Consider the following 22,705-nt stretch of genomic DNA (forward strand, 5'->3'; position numbering starts at 1 on the left):
CACTCCCAGATTGTTAGAGATTTAGTCTAGCCAGCGTTTAAGGGGCTAATTGGCATTTCTCCTTGTGAGAAAGCGGATAATCCCCCACACTGCAATGAGCACGAAGGGCAGCCAGAGCACGCGCAAACCATATTCGTAAAATAACGTACCGACTTCCCGAGCATGATTACCTACGTAACGTCCAATCATAAAAAAGAGGAATGTCCAGACCAGCCCCGTCGTATAGGAAAAAAGGGCGTACCGTTTGAAGGACATCTTGTGGACACCTACCACATAGGGCATAACATGCCGAATGATAGGAAAAAAATAACTAATGCCTATTGCAAAGCTACCATATTTTTGGAAAAACGTCTCCGAAAAACGCAAATATTTCTCCATCTTTTTTTTGCGTCTCAACCTCGTCAAGATAGGTGTTCCAGCGTAACGACCAAGCAAGTAGCCTAGCGTTAAGCCTGAGACGACGCCCAGATAGGTCAATATAAAAGCGGGAATCGGATGCAAAAGCGTGCTGACAGTAACGGCGCCGCCAGTCATGACGATGACCTCGTCGGGAATCGGCAGGCCGACAATGCCGAGCCACAGCACAAAAAATAGTGCCGCATAGCCGAATTGCTGAAGTAACGATAGAAACCATTCATAACTCATTTACGCGAGCCTCCTTTGCGGCAGACGTAAACGAAAGCGGGAGGGACATTGAGAGGGATAAAATGAACTCGCTCGATTTCGAATCGCTGGCTGAGCTGTTTACGCATCTGCTGCGAATACTGGAAGGCAATGAATAAGCCACCCGGTTTCAACGTCGTTTCGATCTGGTACATTAATTGCTCGCGCAGAGCCGGCGGAAAATTAAAAAACGGAAGACCGCTCAAAATGCAATCGAGCCCATCGATTCCTTCTCTCCGTAAGGCATGCTGCATATTGCATGCATCGGAATAGCAGGCGAAGTGCCGAAACCGTGCGGACAATTGACTGCGCATCTGTTGGTCTTTTTCGAACAATAGAACCTTTGCCTCATTATGCAGAACCTTCTCCAGATGTCTGGTGATGGCGCCAGTGCCAACCCCGAGTTCAGCGACGCTCCTTACTTGGTTCCATCGAACTGGTTCGAGCATTTTTTTGGCCAAAAATACGGAGCTCGGTGCGATGCTGCCGATCTGCCTCGGTGCACGCATGAATTTATATAGAAACAAAAGCTGCTCCTGCATGGCTCTAATCATGAAATAACTCTCCTCTCATTCCTTACGATGCATCTATCGTAACGAAAAGTTCTGCAGAATGAGCTAAGAAAAAGATAAAGAATTTCTGAAGAAAGTTTTCATTTTCAATTTTGAGAGCCGCTGAACCCTGTCTTTTGTGTGTTTTGCAACCTCACTATACCCATTCCATTTCATTCTCCTGACATATGATAATCCATACATTTGATTTATGGAGATGAGCGAATGACAACCCCTATTGATGTGTTAATCCCAGCGATCGAGAAGGATCTGGGGACACTCCCCCATGTTATTGATGCCGTGAGGAAATATGTGAAGCACCCTATTCGAGAAATCATTATTGTGGCTCCGCGAAAGCAGAGAATTCTTGATCTTTGTTTAACAAAGGGGTGTAAGTTCGTTCATGAAGATACGGTTCTCCCTATAACGAAGAAAGACATCGATTATGAATCCAAAATCTGGGATCGATCTGGATGGCTTTTTCAGCAGTTGCTTAAGCTGAGCGGTGATACTTTGTGCTCGTCAAAGTACTATTTGGTCATTGATGCCGATACAGTGCTTATTCGTCCGCACGTCTTCAAGGTGAACAATAAGGCTGTGTTTTACTGCAGAAACTGGAGTCAGGGCGAATACTTCAATACGTATAAAAAATTGATGGGAAGAAGCCGCTCCGCTCGATTGTCCTTCGTTACCCATTACATGCTGTTCGAGAAATCAAAAGTAACCCAATTGAAACAAGCGATTGAGTCTAAACATAACAGAAGCTGGTATTCTGCGATAATAAAATGCATGAATAAATCCAAGCCATTTGCTTTTTCAGAATTTGAAACGTATGGAAACTTCCTTTATTCGTCTGCGCCTGACAAGATGATTTTGAAGCCTGCCATGAATAAGAGCCTAAATTTGAGCCCTTCCCAAATTTCACCTTCAAAGATGTCTTCGCTGGCAAAAGCGTATAGGTCCATTTCTTTTCACAAACGTAAAGGGTATCTTAAATCCGTCAAGATGACGTCCAAATGAAGCCCTATCTTGTGGTCTGGAAAGGCCCTGTGCACAAAGCGAGCGGTCTTGGTCGTGCAAGTCGAGCTTATGCACGAGCATTAAAACGGCAAGGGGTTTCCGTTAGAATTGGTGGTTCCAGTCAAGGTATACGTCCCGCCAAAGGCAAGAAGGCACTCATTTATCACTATATTCCTAGTCACATTCAATGGAAGATCGAGCGTAGTGTTTATGATCCCATTATTTTGAATACCGTTTGGGAAACAAGCAAGACCCCCAAAGGCTGGCTTTCCGATATGAACAAATTTGATGCGGTTTGTGTACCATCTCAGCATAATAAGAGGGCACTAGTGGACAGCGGAGTAAAAGTGCCTATTTTCATAGTTCCGCATGGCGTAGACACCAAAGAGTTTCATCCGAACAATAAAAAAATGTTTATGCCGATTGCAGCAGATAAGTTTACGTTCGTTTCTGTATTCGGCTTCCAGCATCGCAAAAATCCAGAAGGCCTGCTAAGTGCATACTGGGAAGAATTTTCATCTAATGACAACGTTATTCTTGTGATCAAAACGAACGGATATGCGGCTTATGAGAATGAGAAATGGATTCAGCAGAAAATTTCGCATTACAAAAAAAAACTCGGTATTCAGAAAGATACAGCCCCAGTTGTCATTATCGGCCGCCGACTTAACGAAAGCCAGTTGAAAGGTTTATATACGCTTGGCGATGCATTCGTCCTCCCTACTCGAGGCGAGGGAGTTGGACTACCTTTTTTAGAAGCACTGGCGAGTGGCGTACCGGTCATCACTACGGGTTGGGGCGGGCATATGGATTTCCTTACGAGCCATAACTCGTTCTTAATTCCTTATCAGTTGAAGAACCCGTCAGTTAGCATGAATAGTCCGCATGCCATCTCGAGAAAGTTCAGTAACCTATTTGCGCAAAATGAACAACTATGGGCGGAACCGGATCTGCACAGTTTGAAAAAAATCATGAGGAATGCGTACGAGAATCCTGAGCTTTGCAAAGCAAAAGGACGCCAAGGCAGAAGGGATATGCTTCATTTATCCTGGGAACGAGCAGGGATGTTAATGAAGCATGCGGTTGAAACAGTAATCCGATCCAAGAAATAAGGATGATGGGTGACGTTCCCCAAGGAAGGAGTATTCGGCTTGCGTATTGTACTATTGTGCGGGGGATCGGGAAAAAGGCTATGGCCATTATCCAACGAGATTCGCTCCAAAGTGTATCTAAAGCTTTTGAAAAACGAAGCTGGGGTCAGAGAGTCGATGATTGAACGCATATGCAGACAATTGGATGAGGTGGGACTGCTTCAATTTACTTGTATCGTCACTCATCAAAGTCAAGTGGAGATTACGCGTAAATATGTTGGTGAGCACATCCCTATTATAGGCGAACCTCATAAAAGAGGAACTTTCACAGCCGTCGCTTTAGCTGTGAGTTATCTTCATGAGAAGATGCAGGTGGATCCGAATGAAACGATTTGTATTCTTCCAGTGGACACGTACGTAGATACCGCGTTTTTCAGGCTACTCCATCGCTTTCCCGATGTCCTTGCACTTTCTAAGGCAGAACTTGCTCTCCTCGGAACAAAGCCTAATAAACCCTCAGATCAGTTCGGCTATATAGTTCCAGTTTTGCCAAAAGATAAAGATGACTATTTTTTCGTCCACCAGTTCATAGAAAAGCCTAATGAGCAAGCGGCCACTCGCTTAATCGAGTATCACGCTATGTGGAATTGTGGTGTATTTGCATTCCCCTTGAGATTCATGCTGACGTATTTGAAGGACAATGGGCATCCTCTCCAAGTTGAGACTTGGTTGGCTAATTACGAACAAATTACAAATGTAAGCTTCGATCGAAAAGTAGTTGAGCTCACACAGCCTGCTGTTGTCATAGGGTATGAAGGTTATTGGACTGATTTGGGGAGTTGGGACGCGCTAAGCGTTCATTTTGAGGATAGAATTATCGGATCAGGCCGAATTTCGGACGATTCCGCCAATACCCATCTGATTAACGAACTTCCCTACCCCATTGAAATTATTGGCATACCGGATATCATTGTTGCGGCAAATTCTGACGGTATTTTGATCGCTAACAAAGATAAAGCTAATCTAATCAAGGAAAGGCTCGCACAAGTGCCTCAGATACCGATGTATGAAGAGAAAAGATGGGGTTCCTATCGGGTCCTAAATTATTGGAAAGATGAAAGAGGAATTGAAGCCATGATTAAGAGTGTGAAGCTCATCCAAGGAAACTATACAAGTTATCACCAGCATCTCAAACGACAAGAAATCGTGACGATCTTGTCAGGTAGCGCAGAGATCTTAATGGAGGAGAAACTGTATAGGCTTCAGGCGGGCGATGTTTTACAAATTCCAGCTGGCACAAAACATGGAATTAAAGCAGTTACCCATCTTGAGCTAATGGAAGTCCTTTTGGGGAATGAACTCGCTCAAGAAGATATCATTCGTTTTGCAATAAAGTGGTAGCCAAAAAAAAGATATTCAAAATAGTAAAACAGGTCCTTTCCTCAAAAAAGGATAGCACCTGTTTTCCTTAGGATTGATTATTAACGGGCGCAAACATAATTGAGAACACCCTTGCATTGGGTAGATTGCAGCAGCATTATTGACTACGGAACTTTACTCAATGATGCGCAACGTTACCGAAATGGCCTGAATACATAAATGTCTTAACAAAAAATCTAAGAACGTTATCTTTTGCGCTTTAGTTTCCAATAAAATATCTTTCTTCAACTCTCTCTCCTGCACTACTTACGCTGTAACAGCAAGCGCCAGCTGTCGGAACGACTTAAAAATCTAGTGTTATTGGCTGTATTAACAGCACTAATAAGGAGGAAAATCGTCACTTCTGACCCGGTTGTATTGTTAACCAGCACTTTGTTAGGGCTTAGGTCGCCAGCCCCGCCACTAGCAATATATACTCCAGGAGAAGGCTCTGCCTTGATTTTGATAGCAAAGGCTTCGTTATTGAGTAGAAAGTTCAGGTCTTTCAAAATGAGCTTTTGACGCTTTTTTACCCGAATCACGATCTGTTGAAGCAGGAGTGTCTTTCGCGCTCTTACTGCAATTTGAGCATTGCCACCTACAATTCCGTTCAGTTGCATCAACGTCCTCACCTCCAAGATATTTGTACTTTAAACATATTCAATATGTTCTCTTAGGGGAGGGTTTTTGTAGATACTCTCAAAAAAGGGCTATAATCCATTAGGAAGAATGACTCAGTTGTACATTCATTGAACGCCTTATTTCAGCAGCAGCGGTATGTTTAGAGAATATTCAGCATTCCTCCCGTTAGGGGAGCGAATTTTTTTATGTTCAACGGCTTTATACGAAGGAAGCTTCTCCAAGCTGTCATCGACTGATTGATTTCATACTTTTTGCATATTTTATCATCTCATCTTCATCTAATGTAAATGATGTCATTATACATCGTGTATTACCTTGTATCCACACAAGTTGCCCACCCTTTTGTCCTTTCTTTGGAGCGTGCCATTTGACGAAATATCCTTTATTCCCATTAATGTCTGCGATTTTCTCTCCAGTAGAATGTAAATTTCTACCAATCCCTACACTTGAACTCGATTCAATAATTGCTACCATTATATCCTCATTTTTGACATAGTGTACTCCCAGATCCTGCGGTTCATTTTCACTACTCTTCGGATAAGGGTTTACAATTAGCTTCCAATCCTTATCTGTAACTTGTGGAACTAATACCTCGAAAGGCATTTTCCCTCTTACATCATCTAAAGTTGGTTCATGATGGGGCGGTGTGAAGAAAAGTATTCCTGCTACTAGTGAAAGTGTTGATAAAAAACTCATTGGGTTCTCCTTGCTAAAGACTAAATTTATATATAGTTTCCACCAAATATAATCCAATTACCCCCGTTACTTTAATGAAAACAGGGAGCAGATGCGGCGGCAATCTGCTCCCTGTTTATTGTGTTAACACCGTGAGACCCCTAAAAATAAGTTTTAGACCGAGCATAAAAATTAAAACAGCGACAGCCTAGGACTAGTAAATATAGTCCTAGGCTGTCGCTGTTTTATTGTGCTATTCTCGTCTAGCTTTTTCACACAAATTTTCTGTATAAACCCTTGTAAATATTGATACTCAATATTAAAGTAGATGCAGCCAATAACCAATTATGACTCCAAATCGAATATACAGAGATAGCTATAAACATTAAACCTAAAAAAATAATAGCTGGTTTTGCACCAAATTTTTTTCGAATAATACTTAAAACTACAATAAATAAAATAGCATAAAAAAATAACATTCCAACTAGACCTAGATATGCAACGATCATGTTCACACCACCTAATTACTAAGGTTGATTATATTATAGCATCAATATTCCGAGGGAGTTTAATGATGAACCCATGGTTTGGTTAATAACCATCTGAATTCGGATGAAGATGATTTTCGATAACAAAGAAATGATTGAAAATACCTATTACACGTATTTTATTGTCCTCATCTCCGAAAATATGAGAACCCGCTGTCATAAAGAAAATGAGATGCGTGAGTCTTGACGCCAACAAATCAATCTTAGTGTGAAAGCAATCAGAGCTTTCGGTAGGTTCGCAATTAAGCTTCTGGACGTTATGCAAATACATTTGATATTCTTTAGAACTTGGTCTTGTATAAGCCATTACGAACAATAAGAGGGCGATTATTAATACTGTATATCTTCTCTTCTTAAAAATCTTTTTCCCTCCTCTCCCCCATTACCTTAGTGATATCTCAATACTCTTCGACAACTATTTTATTCCACTAAATCTTTTTGATTCAACTAACGTTCCTCGGAATGATGATTCACGTAATGGTCCCCAACCGGACGATCCGCTGACGATGCAAGCCAAGGACGATTGGGCTGCTCATCAGGCGGGACAGATGCGAGTCAAACCTATTTGACCCGGCTCGGTGGATGTTTATCGTCCAAACGCCCACGCCACCATCAGCGGGAACTCTTCTCGCCACATCACATCGTCGTGCGACGCGACCCGCTCTCTCATTTCAACGTCCGCACCTGCATCGCGCAGCGCAGCCGCCCACCGGGTCGCGTTCTCGAGGAAGAACGGCTCCAGTGTGCCGGCTACGAGGTATGTGCGCGGTAGCGGGCTTGGCATCACGGCAGGCGGTCGGTAGCCCCCGCCTGGCGATGCGGAGAAGACCGTACCGTAGATGTCCGGATGCCGAAGCCCTATGGCGAGTGACAGCTCTCCACTCGCCGACACGCCGCACACCGCGGTGCGTTTGGCGGGCAGCACGACGCTGAAGCGCGATCGCACCAATCGGCGGACGTCTTCGACGAAGAACCTCTCATGTGCCGCGAACCGTTCCTGGTCGAACGGCGGTGAGTACTCATGGATGCGCACCATCTCATCCTCATCGGATGTTCGGTAGGCACCGACGATCATCGTGGGCGGTACGTCGGCGGCCTCGAGGTACCCGCCCCACTGCGAGATAAGCTGACCGTCACCGGCGAACACGACTGCCTGGGGTGGATCCGGAGGGACGTATACCGTAACCTGACGACCACCATCATACTCGAGCGTCTCTGTGACAAGTTCTCCCGCGATCTTCATATCTCACATCTCCTGTGCTCATAATTAAACTTATCTCGTGTAGCGCAATGAGGGGCTATATGTTCCTATTTATTATAACTCAGCGTTTTAAAAAACCACTCCAAAATGCGTTCAACTAAAGTTCCCCGTTAGCTTAAATCCGAGTCCCTTAGGCATAGCGATTGGGTATAGCCCCAATGCTTTAAATATGGTGTTATGTAATGTCAAAGTCCTCTATAAAATCTAATCATTCCACTTTCTTGTTACATCTTCTAATTCTAAGTCCTCGAATTGCATTTATAGATATCTGGTTTCTTTAATTGGTTCAAAAACTCCAAGCCAAGAGCTGGATCAAAATGATTCATCATCAAAGTCATTACAAGACCATGAGTCCCGATTGCTATTTTCTTCCCAAGGCATAATTAGGGTCATTAAAACTCTCTCTGATACTAGACATTAAACTCTGCATTTTCAATAATATTACATGCAAAATGACGTTCTCTAAGATCTACAAATAATTTAATATCTAACTTTAAATGCTCGGCCAATCCCTCAACTCTAAGAATTGCTCGAGTATAAGGAATTGATATAATCATGTCTATTCCACTGTGATTTCACATAACGTTATATTCACAAAGTTTATGAAATTATCCAACTCAGAAAATATTCGAGTAACAATAGAACTATCCTCCCGTTACTTTAGCGATGAAATGAAAAAAGAGCTGCTTCAATGCAGCTCTTAAGCTAAAGTGTCCTTATCAAACCAGTTGCTCCCTTGTCAAAATCCCCCCACGAACCCGTCACCTGGTAAGCCAATGTAAGCAAAAGCCGTTTGTATTGTTTGTATAGCTTCCCTATTTTCGCCAACCCCGTTTCCGATTTCACACACATTATTTCGTCAACAAGCTTGCCGTTTCCCAAGTATATTTTTTGATTTTCCAGCCCAATTTACCCGTTACGACGATATCGAGTCCCCATTTATTTACCCAGGTTAATCCTTTGTCAGGACCAAGACCGATGCTGAACGATCTCATGAAGCTTTCATGCACCGGTGCCTTACGTCCTTCAAGATCTGCCAGCATAATTTTGGCAAGTCTTGCCGCCTGTGGGATCGCTTCCTTGCACGTCTTGCCATCGACATGCCCGTTGTCCGGGTCTACGATTCTGGCGCAGTCACCAATACCATATACGCTTGGCATACCCGCTACCCGGTAACTGGCATCAACAAGTGCATACCCTTCCGGCGTTACCGGCAAGCCGATCGTGTGAAGCATGGGATTGGGTTGTAGCCCGAGCGTCCAGATGCATAGGCCGACTGGCCGTTTTTCACCGTTGGATAACCATAATACCCCATCTTTTTCCTTGATCACGCGTTGTTCGTGCATAATGTTGGTTCCAGTCTCGCGAAGGAGATGCTCCAATTTCATCCCTACCTTGGTGGGACCGTCAAGGAAAAGCCGTTGGTGAGCATTGTACAAATCGATTTCTATAGCTTGCGGATCAAGTCCCAGCCGCTCCGCATCCTTGCGAGCGTAGTAAGCGAGCTCTGCGGAAGTCTCCATACCGCTGATGCCCGCTCCCGCAATCGCGATACGCATCAGTCGCTCGCGTTCCTTCGTATTGTCCTCCACGGCGGCTCGCTCCAGATTGGCAAGCCATGTGCTCCGAATCTTTTGCGCATTTTCCAGCGAAGTGAGCGCAATCCCGCCCTGTTCCGGGTCTGGCTGTCGGATAACACTTCCCGCTGCTACAACGAGTATATCGTAGTTCATCTCATGCTCTGTTCCCGCAGCATTCAGATACACCAGCTTCTTCTCTGCCGCTTTGATGTTCGAGACGGTCGCCTCCAACAATTCAACCCCGTCCGGAAACAGCCTTGTCAGCGGGATTCGAATTTCTTCATTCGTGACAGCTGGTCTAAACATTAACACTTTACGCAAATGAAAAGGATTTTTGTCAATCATGACGAGCCGCAGGGGATGCTTGTTTACCTGATCTTTGAACAGCTTGCGGATTTCCTTTACGGCATGAATTCCCGCATATCCGGCACCGATGACAACGCAAGTCATTCTTTTCATAAGAGTCACTCCTTCTGTTTGATCACATATAGAACGAAGTAGAGGGTTTGGATGTGACACGGAACGGAGCGGTTCGTCCTTATGCATGTAGGATTCACTTAGTGTATTCAGATCCGGATCTTTATAAAACATTCGGTAATAATGTATGGAATGGAATCATGATATTTATTTTAACAACGCATACGAGATACTCTTTAATATACCCGGACAAATTACGAAGTGAATACTTTATTCATGCTTTATAGGGTTGTTTTCTTGAACCTAAACATGAGTTCAATAATTAAGCCGGCCACTGTGCCGGCTTTTTTTAACCAAACAGAGAGCCATCCTGCTGTCCGTTGAAAAATAAGTCTTAGACTGAATCGTTGATTTAACGCGGTTTTCGAATTGAAGAAACGTAAGCTTTTGAAAAAATTAAGTTTTAGACTGATCCATTAAAAACGAGATTGGAAAAGCTTCAGCTTATCCGGATTGCGGACGATATAAATGCCGCGAACCGAAGATCCCTCCTCATGCAGCAGCACGACGGAATCGACATGAGTCCCCGAATAGACTATGATCCCGGTCTGGCCGTTAATGCTGCCGAATTCGAAACGAATGCCGTTCTCGAGCCGAAGCGACTTCCGGTAATAACCGATTAGGAATTTGGAGACGGCGTCGCGCGCGGTGATCGGATGAGCTGCGGCGAAGACGTTGCCGCCTCCGTCCGAGACGAGCACGACGTCGTCGGCCAGCATGGAGACGACCGTATCCGTATTGTCCTGCTCGAGCGCCACGACGAATTGGCGAATCCAAGTCGCCTTGGCGGGTTCGGCGACGACCGGCTGCTCCTCGCCGAGCGCCATTTTGCTCTTCGCGCGGCTGTACAGCTTGCGGCAGTTGACCTCGCTTTTGCCGATGATCTCGGCGATGCCGGCATATTCGAAGGCAAGCGCTTCGCGCAGCACGAACACCGCCCGCTCCGCGGGGGTGAGCTTCTCCAGCAGGACAAGCGTCGCATAGGATAGAAGCTCGTCTTGGAGGATAAATTCCAGCGGTTCATCTTCCGAGGTGGGGATGGGCTCGGGAAGCCATTCGCCGAAATACCGCTCCCTCCGTCTTCGCGCCGATTTATACAAATCTCGGCAGCGATTGACGACCATTTTGCACAAATACGCCTTCGGATCATCGGCCACGCTCACCTGGTCCGCATCGAAGACCTTCAGAAACACATCTTGTACCGCATCTTCCGCATCGGACCACGAGCCGGTCATCTGGTAAGCCAGCGTCAGCAGCAGCCCGTTATACGCCTTGAACAATTCCTCCATGTAAGCCAACTCCGTTCCTGATCATGCCACTAGAATTTGACGAGCCTACTCGCTATTTCCCGCATATAGGTTTTGATTTTCCAGCCGAATTTACCCATAATCACGAGATCGAGTCCCCATTTCTTTAGTCAGGTCAGGCCTTTGTTAGGAGCGGGCATGTGAGCCCATTCTTCCTCCTCCTTTGCTAATAAGACGAAATAGCGAGGCATGCTGTGACGTCTATGGGACGATAAACGAATAAAATCCCCACGACGGGGATTTTTCACGTCGGCTGTGTTACCAGGTTGAGGCAAGCTTGGCGGCCTGTTCCATCGCCGTCTGGACGATCGCTTTCGCACGCTCCGGTTGATGCTCATGGCCTTCCACGTACAGTGCTTGGACGTCGCGTATCCCAACGATGCCGAGCACCATGTTCAGGTAGGGATGACTGTGGTCCATGGCCGCTGTCGGCCCTGCGGAGTAAATCCCGCCGCTCGATTGGATATGCAGCGCTTTTTTGTCGTGCAGCAGGCCGACCGGCCCGCCTTCCGCGTAACGGAACGTCCTGCCGACGATGACGAAGGCATCGATAAACGCCTTGAGCCGGGGTGGGATGCCCCAGTTCCACATAGGAGAGACAAACACGTATTTATCGGCCCGCACTGCCATCTCAGTAATCTCATTAAGGGCATTAACTTTTTGTTGTTCGACGGGACTCAGCTCGGAGAAGTCCAGACGTTCTTTTTTCAATTTCTCCCAAGCCCGCACCACATCGCCGTCGACCGTCTGGAACGCTTCCCGGTAGACGTCGAATACGATGACCTCATCGCTGGGATGAGCTTCCCGATAAGCTTGAAGAAACGTTTGTCCGACTTGCAGGCCGACCGAATGCTCCGGCGACTTGGGATTAGCGGTAATATATAATAATTGCGTCATGTAGCTGCCTCCTAGGTTGTATTGGGATTTGCGGCAATAACCGGCACTGTCATCGTCAACGAGGGGAAGGATGCGTTCGGTTTCGCTCGCGGCTTCACGGCCGCAGGCCGAAGCGCGAACGGAGCAGCTCGCGATAGCGGGGGCCGTCGATGCTTTCCTTCGATACAATGCCGTCATGCCATTCCGTAAACGATTCGTCCGTCAGCGTGATGTTGCCGGTCTCCGTCAATTTCGTGGCAAGCGGCCGCTTGTTGAACTTGGAGTCGGGATGATCCGCGACCAGTCTTCGAATGTCCTCGCACTCGGCCAGCCCGGCAATCGGTTTCCCGCTGTCAAAGGCATAGCCGATCTGCCATTCCGTATCCTTATGCTTGATTTGCACTTCGAGTCTGTAATCGCCCGGCAAGCCGTCCTTCGGCCGAATTCGAAACCTACCGTTCGCAGAAACGACGGTGTCTCCGGTTAACGGAACCGGCGTCAGCGGTAAATTCGCCCCGAATCCCGTGTCGAGCAGGTAGCGCCGCTCTTCGTAAAAGAGGAGCACGGCGATATGGGTTCGTCCTAGGGCCAAATAACGCTGTGCTTCCCGGTCGTAGTTGACCCCGCTCGTAAGCACCACGCAAAAGCCGTTTTCGGCCAGGAAGAGATAAAGAAGAGAATTCAGCTCGTAGCAGAGTCCACCCTCCTTCTCCAGCAGCAGCTTGCTCGTCAAGTACGGCTCCGTGATCGGGTGGGCCGAGCCATCCAGTACACGCAAATTTTCAAAGGGAAACGCCGCTGCCGTCTTCTCCAGCAGTCGGTCCAGTCCAGCGAATTCGAGCGGTTCGTCGACAGGCATGCCGATGCGTTCGCGAAATAACCGATTCAGTCCATTCATGCAAGTACCCTCCAATTTAGAGATGCGATTTTCTGTGTCAGTTCGCCTCGACGCGTCGCGGCGGCGAATACAACCAGCGAAGTGCCAAGCAGCGCGCTTACCCGGCTCTTCGCTAGTTATGACGACATAGCACCTCGCTTCTGTGACACGTTCCCGGAGGGACGGTGACGTAAAAAATAGGAAGGTACGAGATTGTCACGTCCGAAGCGGCTGCATCGTCTTAATAGGCGGAACCCGGAATGAAGTTGGAGCTTCGTGAAGACGGGTTGATTTGCTGGAAGTGGGAATGGCCGTCAAGATCCGTAGGATTCGTTGTTTCGGGAATATCGGAACGTTGCAAGGATGCGTAAGGAGCAGATTCAGGGGAAATCCTAACCCTATAACGGAGGTAATGGAAATGAGAATATTCGTAGCGGGATCTAGCGGCGCCATCGGGCGACAGCTCATTCCGATGCTCGTAGCGGCGGGACATGAGGTGACGGGATTGGTCCGCCGCCCGGAGCAAGCTTCTGCATTGAAGGAAGCCGGGGCCGCCTTTGCGCTGGCGGACGTCTTTGACCGTAGCGCGTTGTTCGAAGCCCTTGCCGAGGCGGCGCCGGAAGTGGTCATTCACCAACTGACCGCGCTGCAAGGCATTAATATGGCCGACAATGCGCGCATTCGCAAAGAGGGGACACGCCATCTCGTGGACGCTTCGCGCGCGGTCGGCGTCCGCCGCATGATCGCGCAGAGCATCTCTTGGGCTTATGCGCCAGGGGAGGGGCCAGCGGCAGAGGACTGTCCGCTTGACCTCGACGCGCCTGAGCCGCGGCTCCAGACCGTGCAAGGCGTTCATGCGTTGGAGTCCGCGGCGACGGAAATGCCGGAGCATGTCTTGCTGCGGTACGGCTTGCTGTACGGCAGCGGAACCTGGTATGCGCCGGACGGCCTAATGGCGGAGCAAGTGCGGGGAGGGAAACTCACCGCGACGGACGGCATCAGCTCCTTTGTGCATATCGAGGATGCAGCGGCGGCCGCCGTACTGGCGCTGAACTGGCCGTCCGGTGCATTCAACATCGTGGACAGCGATCCCGCATCAGGTACGGCATGGCTGCGCTTCTACGCGGACTGCCTCGGTGCTCCGGCGCCGAGGACGGAGCATGGCGGCGCCAGAGGCGAGCGCGGCGCGACGAATGCCAAGGCGCTGCGAAACGGCTGGAAGCCGAGATTCGCTTCGTGGCGCGAAGGGTTTCGTCAAACGCTGCGCGGGGAATCCTAAGCCAACGGCAACCGTTAGCTCAATAAAACAGCGACAGTCTAGGACGCTTCTCTCGTCCTAGGACTGTCGCTGTTTCATTCCTAGGCTGATACATCGCGGACTACCACACAGACTACTAACCGTATCTTATATAGATGCTTGGACCTTTGCGCTGGGGGACTTCTTGATCAGCAGCGCCATCCAAGCGGCAGGGAAGCGGTGATCTGATGAGCGACCACGATCCAGCCGAAAATCATGCCGAGAAAAAGCTGCCGATCATGCCGGCAGCCTCATGTTGGTTGTATGTAACTAACGTACCCTTTAGCTTAATAAAAAGGAGCAGCTACCGTTGTGGCAACTGCTCCTGGATGGCTAAACTAACGTCACCAGTTAGTTCAATCAGCACCTGACAAAACAAAGATGGGACCATTCCAACTCTTGTTTTGCAGAGTACTCTCTTGATAATGATTGTTTGTATACTTAGAAATTACTTGTTTCCGAAACGTCTAAGCAGGCCGGTTAACAGATGCCTGCCTCACTTCCCAACTGCCAGTGAACTCTTCAATGCAGTGGGCGAACTAATGTTTAATCAATTAAAATGAATTCCAGCTTCTTAGCCCTGGATCAACGTGACCTTAAACACGTTCCCCGATTCGGAGCTCGACTCCAGTTCAACGGTCCCCCTGGAAGATTGCAAGCAAATGGCGGACAATCGACAGACCTAGACCAGCCCCGCCATGACTACGTGCCCTGGATGAGTCGAGCCGGTAAAACCTCTCGAAAACCAACTCCCTTGATGGAGGGGATATTCCCTTCCCCGTGTCTGAAACCCTAACCACAACCCGTTCATCTTCCTGCGATACCTCCAGCGTAACAGTCCCGTTTGGCCGATTATACCGGATGGCGTTGTCCAACAGATTTCGAAAGACCAGAAATAAGAAGCTTTCTTCCCCCTTAACCAAAGCATCGCAGGGCTCCATCAGATGAAGTGTTACCCCATATTTGACTGCCATCGGTTTCATAAAAAAAGTTGCCTCTGCAAGAATGTCAGCAAGTACCACAACCTTGTGCTCGTTATTCTCCCGATCATAAGTGCCATCAGCCAGCAGCAGCAAATCCTCCGTTAATGACTCTAGTCGTGAAAGCGTTCGCTCCGTTGTCGCCCTATAATCTCTCCAATCGCTTGGATCAATGCCATCGCCGTCTCCGGCCACTTCAAGATTCGTGCGCAGGATGGAAAGCGGCGTTCTTAATTCATGCGCGGCCGCGGAAACGAAACGGGCCTGTTGTTTAAAAGAGTGTTCCAGCCCATCCATCATCGTATTAAATACGACCCCGAGTTTCTTCAATTCGTCATGTAGTTGGTCAATTTCGAGACGTTTGTGCAGGGTTGTTGCCGTTATTCCAGCGGCTGTTTCGCTCATCCGTTTCACAGGCTTCAGGATAATCACGGCGAGCCAGTGCGAACTGAGAATCATGCCTGTTAGAACGACAACCAAGCTTATGATTCGCCCCTGCAACTCGGATACAATTCTGAAAACAGAGAAAAAAGACTCTATAGCCACATATAAAGTAATCAATATCGCCAAAAAAAGAATAGAAAACAGCGTCACTCTTGCACGCAGCGAAAGCCGGTTCCATGGTTTTCAATATGCGTTTGTTGAGGGCGTAGGTCCCTTTACCCTTGCAGGCATGCGCTACAGCGCAGCGGCGTTTACCTTATGGGTGGTGCTGCGACTTCGTGATCAAAAGCACGCTCAGCGAAAAAGAGGACATGAGGCTCAAAGCGTTAGTAGAAAAGTATCACAAGGGAAATGGAAGCTGACCTGGAAAATCAATTTGTTTCTCGGAATTACCGGGTTTATTCTGGCACAAGGATTTCAGTATGCAGGCCAGTTTTATTTGACCCCTATGCAATCCAACTTGTTCCTATCGGTGGGAAATATGCTGTTCCTGCTCGTTATTGACGCGTTTTGGCTGCGTGAGTTGAAGGGCCGCGCCACCTTCCTGGCTGTTCTCGCTGCTATAGCCGGCATCGTCACTTACTATTATCCATGGCATTTAGCCCAAAGCAGTCTGATCGGCATCTTCTTGATCCTGATATCCTGTGTTGGTAACGTTGTGCACTTAACCTATTCCCGTTATTTGCTTACCCGAAAACAAACAGCCCCTTCTGCACTCGTTCTTACACCAATGCTGATCGGGGCTGCAGGTATGCTATTAGCTGGATTCATACTAGAGGGTACCCCGCCTTACTCTTTAAAGCTGATCCTCATTCTGTTATGGCTTGGACCCATCAATGGAGCACTAGCCTTTACACTTTGGGCTTGGTCCCAAAAGCAGCTGCGCGCCTATGAAAGTAGCCTCATTAATAATTTAATGCTGCTGGAAGTTGCCCTGATGGATATTTTGTTTCTCGGACGCAGTATTAACTATTTGCAAGCAATTTCGTTATGTATCACAGGAATGGCCATTGTTGCTGTGCAGCTTGCGCCGTTGTTGAGAAAGCCTAAACAATTACCAAGCGAATCCGATAAATAGAATCTGGGGTTTTTCCACTATTTGAGGTACTAAGAGGAACAGTTGGAGAGAATAAAACGCCGTAATAGTCGTTACTACGTGGGTAAACGGCCTACTGGTGTTTGGCAGAGAGTTCTTGTTTTCATCGTGAAGATTGTGTGGTGAAGTGATATTCTAAGAAATCAGCCGCCTGATCAATGGGTATTGAACGCAGTGATTTGATCGTACTGGTAGCGTTACTAGAATATGGAATTAATAGTTAAGTTGAAAAGTAGTATTCAAGCCAGTCGTACGAGAGACGAGTGATTTTGTTTTTGTTGAACCGTTTGCGCGAATAGGTGCACGTTTTCGCCCACCTACTTTTTAGCCAATTGTTTGCTGGCTGCTGTCAAGTAATGATTGAACTATTGTTCTTCGTTAGAGTTTAATCGCCGCATGATGCGTTATCTCATTAAAAAGCGTTCACCCAAGTGAGTGAACGCTAAGAAGAACTAATCATATTTTTATTCTCTACTTCAAGACTTATTTCTCACCCGATATTTTATTTTCATCTGTTGGTTGACAAATAAGTTTTGAAGTGCAAGAAGCCAGCAAACTCAAGGGTTTGCTGGCTTTTCTATTAAAATTGATTTACAAATTAAGTTTTGAAGTGGTGCTCTAATACAAAAATGCTGAATTACAAATAAGTCTTGAAGTACTTTTTACATAAAGTTCTTTCAACTAACGTGTCCCGTTAGCTTAAAGAATCATTGCTAAATCGTTGGATCCGATCAAAACATTTTGCTTTTAGAATATGACAATTAACTGTTGTAATTTTACTTAATAGTTCCTTTGTTTTTGCTTTTAGTTCTGTCTCAAAGTCATTCCATAGTAACATCTCATTGATAATTCCCTCTTTCTTGGCATTACTGAATAATTCGATATTGGTTTGAAGAGGGCTGTCGCTGTTCACTGAGATATCATTGTTCAGCTTACTAACGAGTAGTTCATTTTCTTTTCTAATGAACTCAAGCCATGTCCAAGGATTTTCAATATACTTTAGTGCAACATAGCTGTTCATTTGAAGCTCTGAATAGGCGTCGATAAGAAACTCAAAATGTGTGAGTATTAATTCAGAATAGATACGTTTCGTCTCCAACCTCATCTCAGGAGACGGGTATGGCAAGTACTCAATTCCATTAATAATCAAAGTAAAACAACCATAAATTTGATTGTACTCATCTATAAACGTATGAATATCCATTCCTTGAATTTCAGCAATATCATCTTCGAAGATTTCATATTTAATCTCAAACACTCAGAATTCCTCCGGACATTAATGATTATCGCCATAGCTGGCTTAAGGATACTTATATGTTAACACATATTGGAAGTAACCTGCCCGTTAACATTCCTGTAGGTGTTAGTACATTGAATTTGCAGAAAAAAGAACACCTCGCTACGATGAGTATGTACTGGGTTGCAGCCCTCAGAACTCACCTTAGGAGGCGTTATCATGAAGTCTAATCCAAATAAGTATCAAAATCAACGTGTAGAACGAATCTGCACTACCACTCTGGTCATAGGCATCGACATTGCCAAGGAGAAACACGCAGCACAAGCCATTAATTTTCGAGGTATTGTCCTCACCAAGCGCCCTATTCTATTTTCGAATGACCTTGCCGGATATGAGCATTTAGAACACAGCATTCGTAAATTACAGAAGATACATGGCAGGAATGACGTCGTTGTAGGAATGGAAAGCACCGGTCACTACTGAAATGACTTATCATAAATGCTTTCAATTTGGCTGTATGTACAATTCGGAGTCCTATTTTGATCACAAATGCGTAACATCACCGCCTAAGTTTACTTCCATAACTCGGTTATCATAGTATTTAAACTATCAAAGCTCGTATTCAATTTCAGTTCGCACTCCGTTGCCGCTCTCTGAATGATCGACGGCTGCTTCAAACCGCTTCCTGTAATGACGCAAACCACAGAATCATTTGGCTGAACAAGACCCTTTGAGACAGCTCGCTTCAACGCCGCAAGCGAAGCGGCAGAGGCCGGCTCGGCGCAAATCCCTTCATGGCCCAGCCATTGTACTGCCTCGATAATCTCTTCATCGGTTACAGCCTCTGCGAACCCGCCTGAATCATACACCGCATTCAACACTCTGCGTCCTCCTTGAATCGGAGCATCGGCTGCAATGCTTTGTGCAATCGTTTGGGTTGAATCGCCATGTCTCTCCGCTTGTCTTGCTCCCTGATTGAATGCCTGAACAATCGGTCCTGTAGCATTTGGCTGCACAGCAACCATTCTGGGCAGAGAATCAATCCACTCCAACTGCTTCAACTCACGAAAGCCCTTCCAAGCTCCCCAAATGCCCCCACCTGTACCTACAGGGTGAATCATGACATCTGGAGCTTTCCAACCTAAAGCCTGTGAAATCTCATAAGCATAGCTCTTCATTGCTTCATGCCGGGTTGGGTTAATAAAGTTCACAAACTGATATAACCCTAGCTCCTTAACTGCTTGCTCCAGCATAGCTGTAATATCCGTCATGCTTTCAAAATGCAAAGTCGCTGTATGAGCCCCATACAAGCTAATGATCGCTTTCTTGACCGGATTAGCCAAATACTCAACCAGAACAGTCGCATCGAATCCAGCTCGGCGGGCATACGCCGCAAAGGAAGCTCCCGCGTTACCAGAGCTATAGGTCAACCCCCGGATTATTCCTAATTCCTTCGCGAAGCTGATTGCCAAACTAAAACCACGATCTTTAAAACTGCCTGTTGGCATCAAGGCATCATTTTTGAAATACAGCTTGGATAATCCAAGCTTGTGGCCAGCAAAGACAGATGGGAGCAAGGGAGTGCCTCCCTCCCCCATCGATACCATATTTACTTTATCCTGCAGTGGGTAAAATTCGTGCCAACGCCACATAGAGGGTTCGCGAGAATCAAATAGCTTTGGGTGCAGTTCAAGCTTCATTCGCTCCAAATCATACTGAATTTCTAACAGCCCCCCACAGATTGGGCACGTATTTAAAGGTTGCATTAACGCAAAGTGCTCCATGCAATTATCACAGGAATAATGGGTAGCATATGACCAAGTCATCAGATCTTGTCCTCCTTTAAGCTTCCCTACTTAAATCACCTATATGGCCTTACACTCTGTAAATTGACCAGCATGTATAATTGCAGTTGGCTTAATAAATTGCTCTGGTACAAGAATATTGCCTTGCGAATCTCGATAATCGCGCCCTTCCGGACGCTGTTCATCAAGCCGAAATAACGTCGCTCGATTCACGTTTCCATTGAGGCTGCACCAATCGTTCAGCTGCAAGATCTGTGCCGGTGCACTCGTCACAGCAGCAATCACCTGCTCAAGTGGCATCCCGCAAGCAAGCAGTTTGGTCATCGTTGTAGGGAGGTCATATACTGGTCCTCGGATATTACGAATATGCACATCCGTGCTAATCGTATGGGGAGCGAATCCGGCAGTTATTGCATGGCGACAGACTTCAACATTAAAGCTTGCCCCTCCATGCCCCACATCTAACTTAACACCTTGATCCATGGCTCTCTGCAGCGCTAAAATCGGTTGACCATTCTTATGCCATGGATTACCTGTCTTTCCATGAAAGCAATGGGTAATCACGTCTCCCTCGCCCAACAGCTCTAAAACATCATCAATGATCGGAGGCGCTTCACCGATATGTATCATGACCGGCACTCCAGCTTCTCGCGCAGCCAGCTTGGCAAGTTGAAGAGGTTGAAGCCCCATCGCTCTAACAATAGCGCCGCTTGAACGAACTTTGATACCACAGACAAAATCACGATTATCGATGACAGCCCTCACCGTTTTATCAATATCAATATAATCTAGTGTGGCAACTTCACGAAGATGAACCAGACCAATTGAGCTAATGTTCAACCAAGCCATAACTTCCGTCCGGAAAGCAGGTGCCACATACTTACGTAGCCCAGACAATGTGGCTTCGCCAGCACTACCGGCATCTACAACCAGATGAACCCCACTCTGAATGCCGGCTTCATCTGCGGCTACACTTAGGTTAGCAACACCATCGTAGACATGCGTATGGAGATCGATCCATCCAGGACTCAAATAAAACTCAGGTTCTTGCGTTGAATATTCCATAGTAGAACGATCTAGGTGATAACCCCGATCTGTCTTTCTTAGCAATGCCTTATATGTCTCTTGTTGTAACGGATCTATAACGTTTACTAGCATCAGCTCTTTCATCAATGTGCACCTACTGTCTCATAGTAAACCCCAATCAACAATAGCTCTGTTGATTGGGGCAGCATTCAAAACCTATTTTTTCGTCGTCACCCAAGCATCCAATTGCTTTTGCTTTTCCTGTATGATTTTACCGATACCTGCTGACTTAAGTTTAGCAATGTAATCAGGAAGAGCCTTATCCGGATCGAGTGTGCCTGTTTCAAGACCTTTTTGATATTGATTAACCACGTTTGTAACGGCTGTTACTTCTGTTTTCACAGATTCGGCGTTAAAGTTAAAGCCAAGTGCTTTAGATTTCTTTGCATTCTTATTGAATTCATCCATCTTTTTCCAAATATCAGGGTCGTCGCCCTTAAACACATAAGAAAGAAATTGATTGCCAAAAATCCAACTCAGTCCCAAATAATAACCACTGTTTTTCGCGTCAATTCCTGGAGGGAAGTCGATTATATTGTCAGAAACTTTCACATAATGCTTACCTTCAATGCCCCAGTCAAGCAAATTAATTAAGTTTTTATCCGTATATAATAAATTCAACAACATCATCGAACGCTCTGGATTCGTTGCATTTTGTGGAATGCCCCACATTAGGTTCGTTATCGTGCTTGTCGTCGCAACTGGCTCGAGCAGTTGCACAGTCACCATTTGGTAGGTTGATGCTCTGGATTCCTGAGCATCATATCCAGGCTTCATTCCTGCCAAATACCCAAATAATTTCCCGGACTTAACCAAGTCACTCGTTGATGTTTGGCTTGTAGCCGCATCCTTCAAAACATAACCAGCTTCGTACCAACTTCTGAATTTCTTGATCAATGCAGCATATTCCGGTGTTTCTTGGTAATTCACAACTTTCATATTATTGTCATAGCCAGGCAAAACGCCAAAGCCATCAACTAATGGATCTTCCGGTTTGTATACTTTCAAAAACGTACTTCCAGTTCCCCCGGAAGCGATTGGCGTTAAATCGGGCTCTTTTTCTTTTACAATTTTCAAAACTGCTTCCACATCGTCTAGCGTCTTAATTTTGCTGATGTCGATGTTATATTTGTCAACAATATCCTTCCTCATGACAATTCCGTAGTTTTTAGCCAAATCCCGAACACTTGCAACACCGTAGTTCTTGCCATCAATTTTTGATGCATTCAGATAGGCGGGACCCAAAGCAGCGGAAATTCCTTTTCCATACTGTGTAAGTAAATCGTCCAGAGGTTTTAATTGTCCTTTGGCTACAAGCGAAGAATAGACGCTTCCACCGCCATTAATCGTCATAAGATCAAGCTTATCATTACTGCTCATCATCAGATTCGTTTGTTGAACCCAATTCCCTGAGTTGATAGGTAGAAGCTTTACAGTAGCGTTTATTTTCGCTTTGGTAATTTTGTTGACTTCTTCCTCAATAAGATTCATGTCTTTCGGCATTGCCCCGTAAATCGGAAAAGCCATCGTAAGTGCGGCTGGAGCTTTTGTATCACCGTTACTCGAGGAAGTTGCAGGTGAAGAAGTCGCCACACTGGTGGATGTGGGTTGTTGATTGTTTGTACTCTTTCCACATGCCGTTAGGAAAAGCACAGTTACCATGATCATCGCCAAAAACACAGTCATCATTCTGATCCGTCTGTTCATGCTCTAACCCCTTTTTAAAAGTTTATGGCTGTTACTAGTTGTAATGATACCCTAGGGATTCCGAGT

At 46.2% G+C, this 22,705-nt stretch carries 21 protein-coding genes; 6 read left to right on the forward strand and 15 right to left on the reverse strand.

Annotated elements, in window-relative coordinates; translation table 11 throughout:
• Positions 1-45 precede the first annotated feature (45 nt).
• Both AC58VC_RS33145 and AC58VC_RS33150 read right to left on the reverse strand, forming a co-directional pair.
• Positions 46-645: a DedA family protein gene (locus AC58VC_RS33145; protein ID WP_497375412.1), complete on the reverse strand. Its 600-nt coding sequence runs from the start codon at positions 643-645 to the stop codon at positions 46-48.
• Positions 642-1,217, reverse strand: coding sequence for a class I SAM-dependent methyltransferase (locus AC58VC_RS33150; RefSeq protein WP_497375414.1), 576 nt, complete (start codon positions 1,215-1,217; stop codon positions 642-644). The genes AC58VC_RS33145 and AC58VC_RS33150 overlap by 4 nt, the downstream gene beginning before the upstream one ends.
• A 222-nt stretch (positions 1,218-1,439) precedes the next feature.
• Between AC58VC_RS33150 and AC58VC_RS33155 the strand changes: the two genes are divergently transcribed.
• From AC58VC_RS33155 to AC58VC_RS33165, 3 genes are read left to right on the forward strand one after another with little or no spacing between them, the layout of a single operon-like run.
• Positions 1,440-2,234, forward strand: a complete 795-nt coding sequence (locus AC58VC_RS33155; protein ID WP_497375416.1) for a DUF6492 family protein — start codon at positions 1,440-1,442, stop codon at positions 2,232-2,234.
• A complete protein-coding gene (locus AC58VC_RS33160) occupies positions 2,231-3,346 on the forward strand; it encodes a glycosyltransferase family 4 protein (RefSeq protein ID WP_497375418.1) in 1,116 nt (371 codons plus the stop codon). Before AC58VC_RS33155 ends, AC58VC_RS33160 begins: the two co-directional genes overlap by 4 nt.
• Before the next feature lie 39 nt (positions 3,347-3,385).
• Positions 3,386-4,726, forward strand: coding sequence for a sugar phosphate nucleotidyltransferase (locus AC58VC_RS33165; RefSeq protein WP_497375420.1), 1,341 nt, complete (start codon positions 3,386-3,388; stop codon positions 4,724-4,726).
• Positions 4,727-5,007: 281 nt separating this feature from the next.
• Here AC58VC_RS33165 and AC58VC_RS33170 read toward each other — a convergent pair whose 3' ends face one another.
• The 8 genes from AC58VC_RS33170 to AC58VC_RS33205 form a co-directional block, all read right to left on the reverse strand.
• Entirely contained in the window at positions 5,008-5,367 is a 360-nt protein-coding gene (locus AC58VC_RS33170) for a hypothetical protein (protein WP_497375422.1), read from the reverse strand.
• A 244-nt stretch (positions 5,368-5,611) separates the two neighbouring features.
• The gene (locus AC58VC_RS33175; protein ID WP_497375424.1) at positions 5,612-6,082 is read right to left on the reverse strand and encodes a DUF4367 domain-containing protein; all 471 of its coding nucleotides are present in this window, start codon (positions 6,080-6,082) and stop codon (positions 5,612-5,614) included.
• 251 nt (positions 6,083-6,333) lie between these two features.
• Complete coding sequence (locus tag AC58VC_RS33180) at positions 6,334-6,570, reverse strand: hypothetical protein (protein ID WP_497375426.1); 237 nt, start codon at positions 6,568-6,570, stop codon at positions 6,334-6,336.
• 625 nt (positions 6,571-7,195) lie between these two features.
• Positions 7,196-7,852 carry an alpha/beta hydrolase gene (locus AC58VC_RS33185; protein WP_497375428.1) on the reverse strand — a complete coding sequence of 219 codons (657 nt, stop codon included), beginning with the start codon at positions 7,850-7,852 and terminating at the stop codon, positions 7,196-7,198.
• Between the two features lie 869 nt (positions 7,853-8,721).
• Positions 8,722-9,909: an NAD(P)/FAD-dependent oxidoreductase gene (locus AC58VC_RS33190; RefSeq protein WP_497375430.1), complete on the reverse strand. Its 1,188-nt coding sequence runs from the start codon at positions 9,907-9,909 to the stop codon at positions 8,722-8,724.
• A 434-nt stretch (positions 9,910-10,343) separates the two neighbouring features.
• Positions 10,344-11,216, reverse strand: a complete 873-nt coding sequence (sigJ, locus tag AC58VC_RS33195; RefSeq protein WP_497375432.1) for an RNA polymerase sigma factor SigJ — start codon at positions 11,214-11,216, stop codon at positions 10,344-10,346.
• Between the two features lie 276 nt (positions 11,217-11,492).
• On the reverse strand, positions 11,493-12,131 hold the full coding sequence (locus AC58VC_RS33200) for an FMN-dependent NADH-azoreductase (protein WP_497375434.1): 639 nt from the start codon (positions 12,129-12,131) through the stop codon (positions 11,493-11,495).
• A 94-nt stretch (positions 12,132-12,225) separates the two neighbouring features.
• A complete protein-coding gene (locus AC58VC_RS33205) occupies positions 12,226-13,008 on the reverse strand; it encodes an arylamine N-acetyltransferase family protein (protein WP_497375436.1) in 783 nt (260 codons plus the stop codon).
• Between the two features lie 397 nt (positions 13,009-13,405).
• Between AC58VC_RS33205 and AC58VC_RS33210 the strand changes: the two genes are divergently transcribed.
• Complete coding sequence (locus AC58VC_RS33210; RefSeq protein WP_497375438.1) at positions 13,406-14,266, forward strand: NAD-dependent epimerase/dehydratase family protein; 861 nt, start codon at positions 13,406-13,408, stop codon at positions 14,264-14,266.
• A gap of 650 nt (positions 14,267-14,916) precedes the next feature.
• Here the strand turns inward: AC58VC_RS33210 and AC58VC_RS33215 are convergent.
• Positions 14,917-15,723 (reverse strand): HAMP domain-containing sensor histidine kinase, encoded by an 807-nt coding sequence (locus AC58VC_RS33215; protein ID WP_497375440.1) that lies wholly within the window; start codon positions 15,721-15,723, stop codon positions 14,917-14,919.
• Here AC58VC_RS33215 and AC58VC_RS33220 point away from each other — a divergent pair.
• Positions 15,722-16,786, forward strand: coding sequence for a DMT family transporter (locus tag AC58VC_RS33220; RefSeq protein ID WP_497375442.1), 1,065 nt, complete (start codon positions 15,722-15,724; stop codon positions 16,784-16,786). The genes AC58VC_RS33215 and AC58VC_RS33220 overlap by 2 nt on opposite strands.
• 712 nt (positions 16,787-17,498) lie before the next feature.
• Here the strand turns inward: AC58VC_RS33220 and AC58VC_RS33225 are convergent.
• A complete protein-coding gene (locus tag AC58VC_RS33225; RefSeq protein WP_497375444.1) occupies positions 17,499-18,062 on the reverse strand; it encodes a hypothetical protein in 564 nt (187 codons plus the stop codon).
• 198 nt (positions 18,063-18,260) lie between these two features.
• On the opposite strand from AC58VC_RS33225, the gene AC58VC_RS33230 reads away from it, so the two are divergent.
• Positions 18,261-18,524 (forward strand): IS110 family transposase, encoded by a 264-nt coding sequence (locus AC58VC_RS33230; RefSeq protein ID WP_497375446.1) that lies wholly within the window; start codon positions 18,261-18,263, stop codon positions 18,522-18,524.
• An 89-nt stretch (positions 18,525-18,613) separates the two neighbouring features.
• Here the strand turns inward: AC58VC_RS33230 and AC58VC_RS33235 are convergent, their stop codons facing one another.
• From AC58VC_RS33235 to AC58VC_RS33245, 3 genes are all read right to left on the reverse strand, one after another.
• Positions 18,614-19,867 carry a threonine synthase gene (locus AC58VC_RS33235; RefSeq protein ID WP_497375448.1) on the reverse strand — a complete coding sequence of 418 codons (1,254 nt, stop codon included), beginning with the start codon at positions 19,865-19,867 and terminating at the stop codon, positions 18,614-18,616.
• Between the two features lie 39 nt (positions 19,868-19,906).
• On the reverse strand, positions 19,907-21,016 hold the full coding sequence (locus AC58VC_RS33240; RefSeq protein ID WP_497375450.1) for an amidohydrolase/deacetylase family metallohydrolase: 1,110 nt from the start codon (positions 21,014-21,016) through the stop codon (positions 19,907-19,909).
• Between the two features lie 72 nt (positions 21,017-21,088).
• Positions 21,089-22,639: an ABC transporter substrate-binding protein gene (locus tag AC58VC_RS33245; RefSeq protein WP_497375452.1), complete on the reverse strand. Its 1,551-nt coding sequence runs from the start codon at positions 22,637-22,639 to the stop codon at positions 21,089-21,091.
• Between the last annotated feature and the right edge of the window lie 66 nt (positions 22,640-22,705).

The sequence above is a fragment of the Paenibacillus sp. J22R67 genome, from assembly GCF_059692175.1.

Excerpts from the sequence above, each read along its gene's own strand:
- AC58VC_RS33145 (WP_497375412.1), bottom strand. The coding sequence starts at position 645 with ATGAGTTATGAATGGTTTCTATCGTTACTTCAGCAATTCGGCTATGCG.
- AC58VC_RS33150 (WP_497375414.1), bottom strand. The coding sequence starts at position 1,217 with ATGATTAGAGCCATGCAGGAGCAGCTTTTGTTTCTATATAAATTCATG.
- AC58VC_RS33155 (WP_497375416.1), top strand. The coding sequence starts at position 1,440 with ATGACAACCCCTATTGATGTGTTAATCCCAGCGATCGAGAAGGATCTG.
- AC58VC_RS33160 (WP_497375418.1), top strand. The coding sequence starts at position 2,231 with ATGAAGCCCTATCTTGTGGTCTGGAAAGGCCCTGTGCACAAAGCGAGC.
- AC58VC_RS33175 (WP_497375424.1), bottom strand. The coding sequence starts at position 6,082 with ATGAGTTTTTTATCAACACTTTCACTAGTAGCAGGAATACTTTTCTTC.
- AC58VC_RS33180 (WP_497375426.1), bottom strand. The coding sequence starts at position 6,570 with ATGATCGTTGCATATCTAGGTCTAGTTGGAATGTTATTTTTTTATGCT.
- AC58VC_RS33185 (WP_497375428.1), bottom strand. The coding sequence starts at position 7,852 with ATGAAGATCGCGGGAGAACTTGTCACAGAGACGCTCGAGTATGATGGT.
- AC58VC_RS33190 (WP_497375430.1), bottom strand. The coding sequence starts at position 9,909 with ATGAAAAGAATGACTTGCGTTGTCATCGGTGCCGGATATGCGGGAATT.
- sigJ (WP_497375432.1), bottom strand. The coding sequence starts at position 11,216 with ATGGAGGAATTGTTCAAGGCGTATAACGGGCTGCTGCTGACGCTGGCT.
- AC58VC_RS33200 (WP_497375434.1), bottom strand. The coding sequence starts at position 12,131 with ATGACGCAATTATTATATATTACCGCTAATCCCAAGTCGCCGGAGCAT.
- AC58VC_RS33205 (WP_497375436.1), bottom strand. The coding sequence starts at position 13,008 with ATGAATGGACTGAATCGGTTATTTCGCGAACGCATCGGCATGCCTGTC.
- AC58VC_RS33210 (WP_497375438.1), top strand. The coding sequence starts at position 13,406 with ATGAGAATATTCGTAGCGGGATCTAGCGGCGCCATCGGGCGACAGCTC.
- AC58VC_RS33220 (WP_497375442.1), top strand. The coding sequence starts at position 15,722 with ATGCCTGTTAGAACGACAACCAAGCTTATGATTCGCCCCTGCAACTCG.
- AC58VC_RS33215 (WP_497375440.1), bottom strand. The coding sequence starts at position 15,723 with ATGATTCTCAGTTCGCACTGGCTCGCCGTGATTATCCTGAAGCCTGTG.
- AC58VC_RS33230 (WP_497375446.1), top strand. The coding sequence starts at position 18,261 with ATGAAGTCTAATCCAAATAAGTATCAAAATCAACGTGTAGAACGAATC.
- AC58VC_RS33235 (WP_497375448.1), bottom strand. The coding sequence starts at position 19,867 with ATGACTTGGTCATATGCTACCCATTATTCCTGTGATAATTGCATGGAG.
- AC58VC_RS33240 (WP_497375450.1), bottom strand. The coding sequence starts at position 21,016 with ATGAAAGAGCTGATGCTAGTAAACGTTATAGATCCGTTACAACAAGAG.
- AC58VC_RS33245 (WP_497375452.1), bottom strand. The coding sequence starts at position 22,639 with ATGAACAGACGGATCAGAATGATGACTGTGTTTTTGGCGATGATCATG.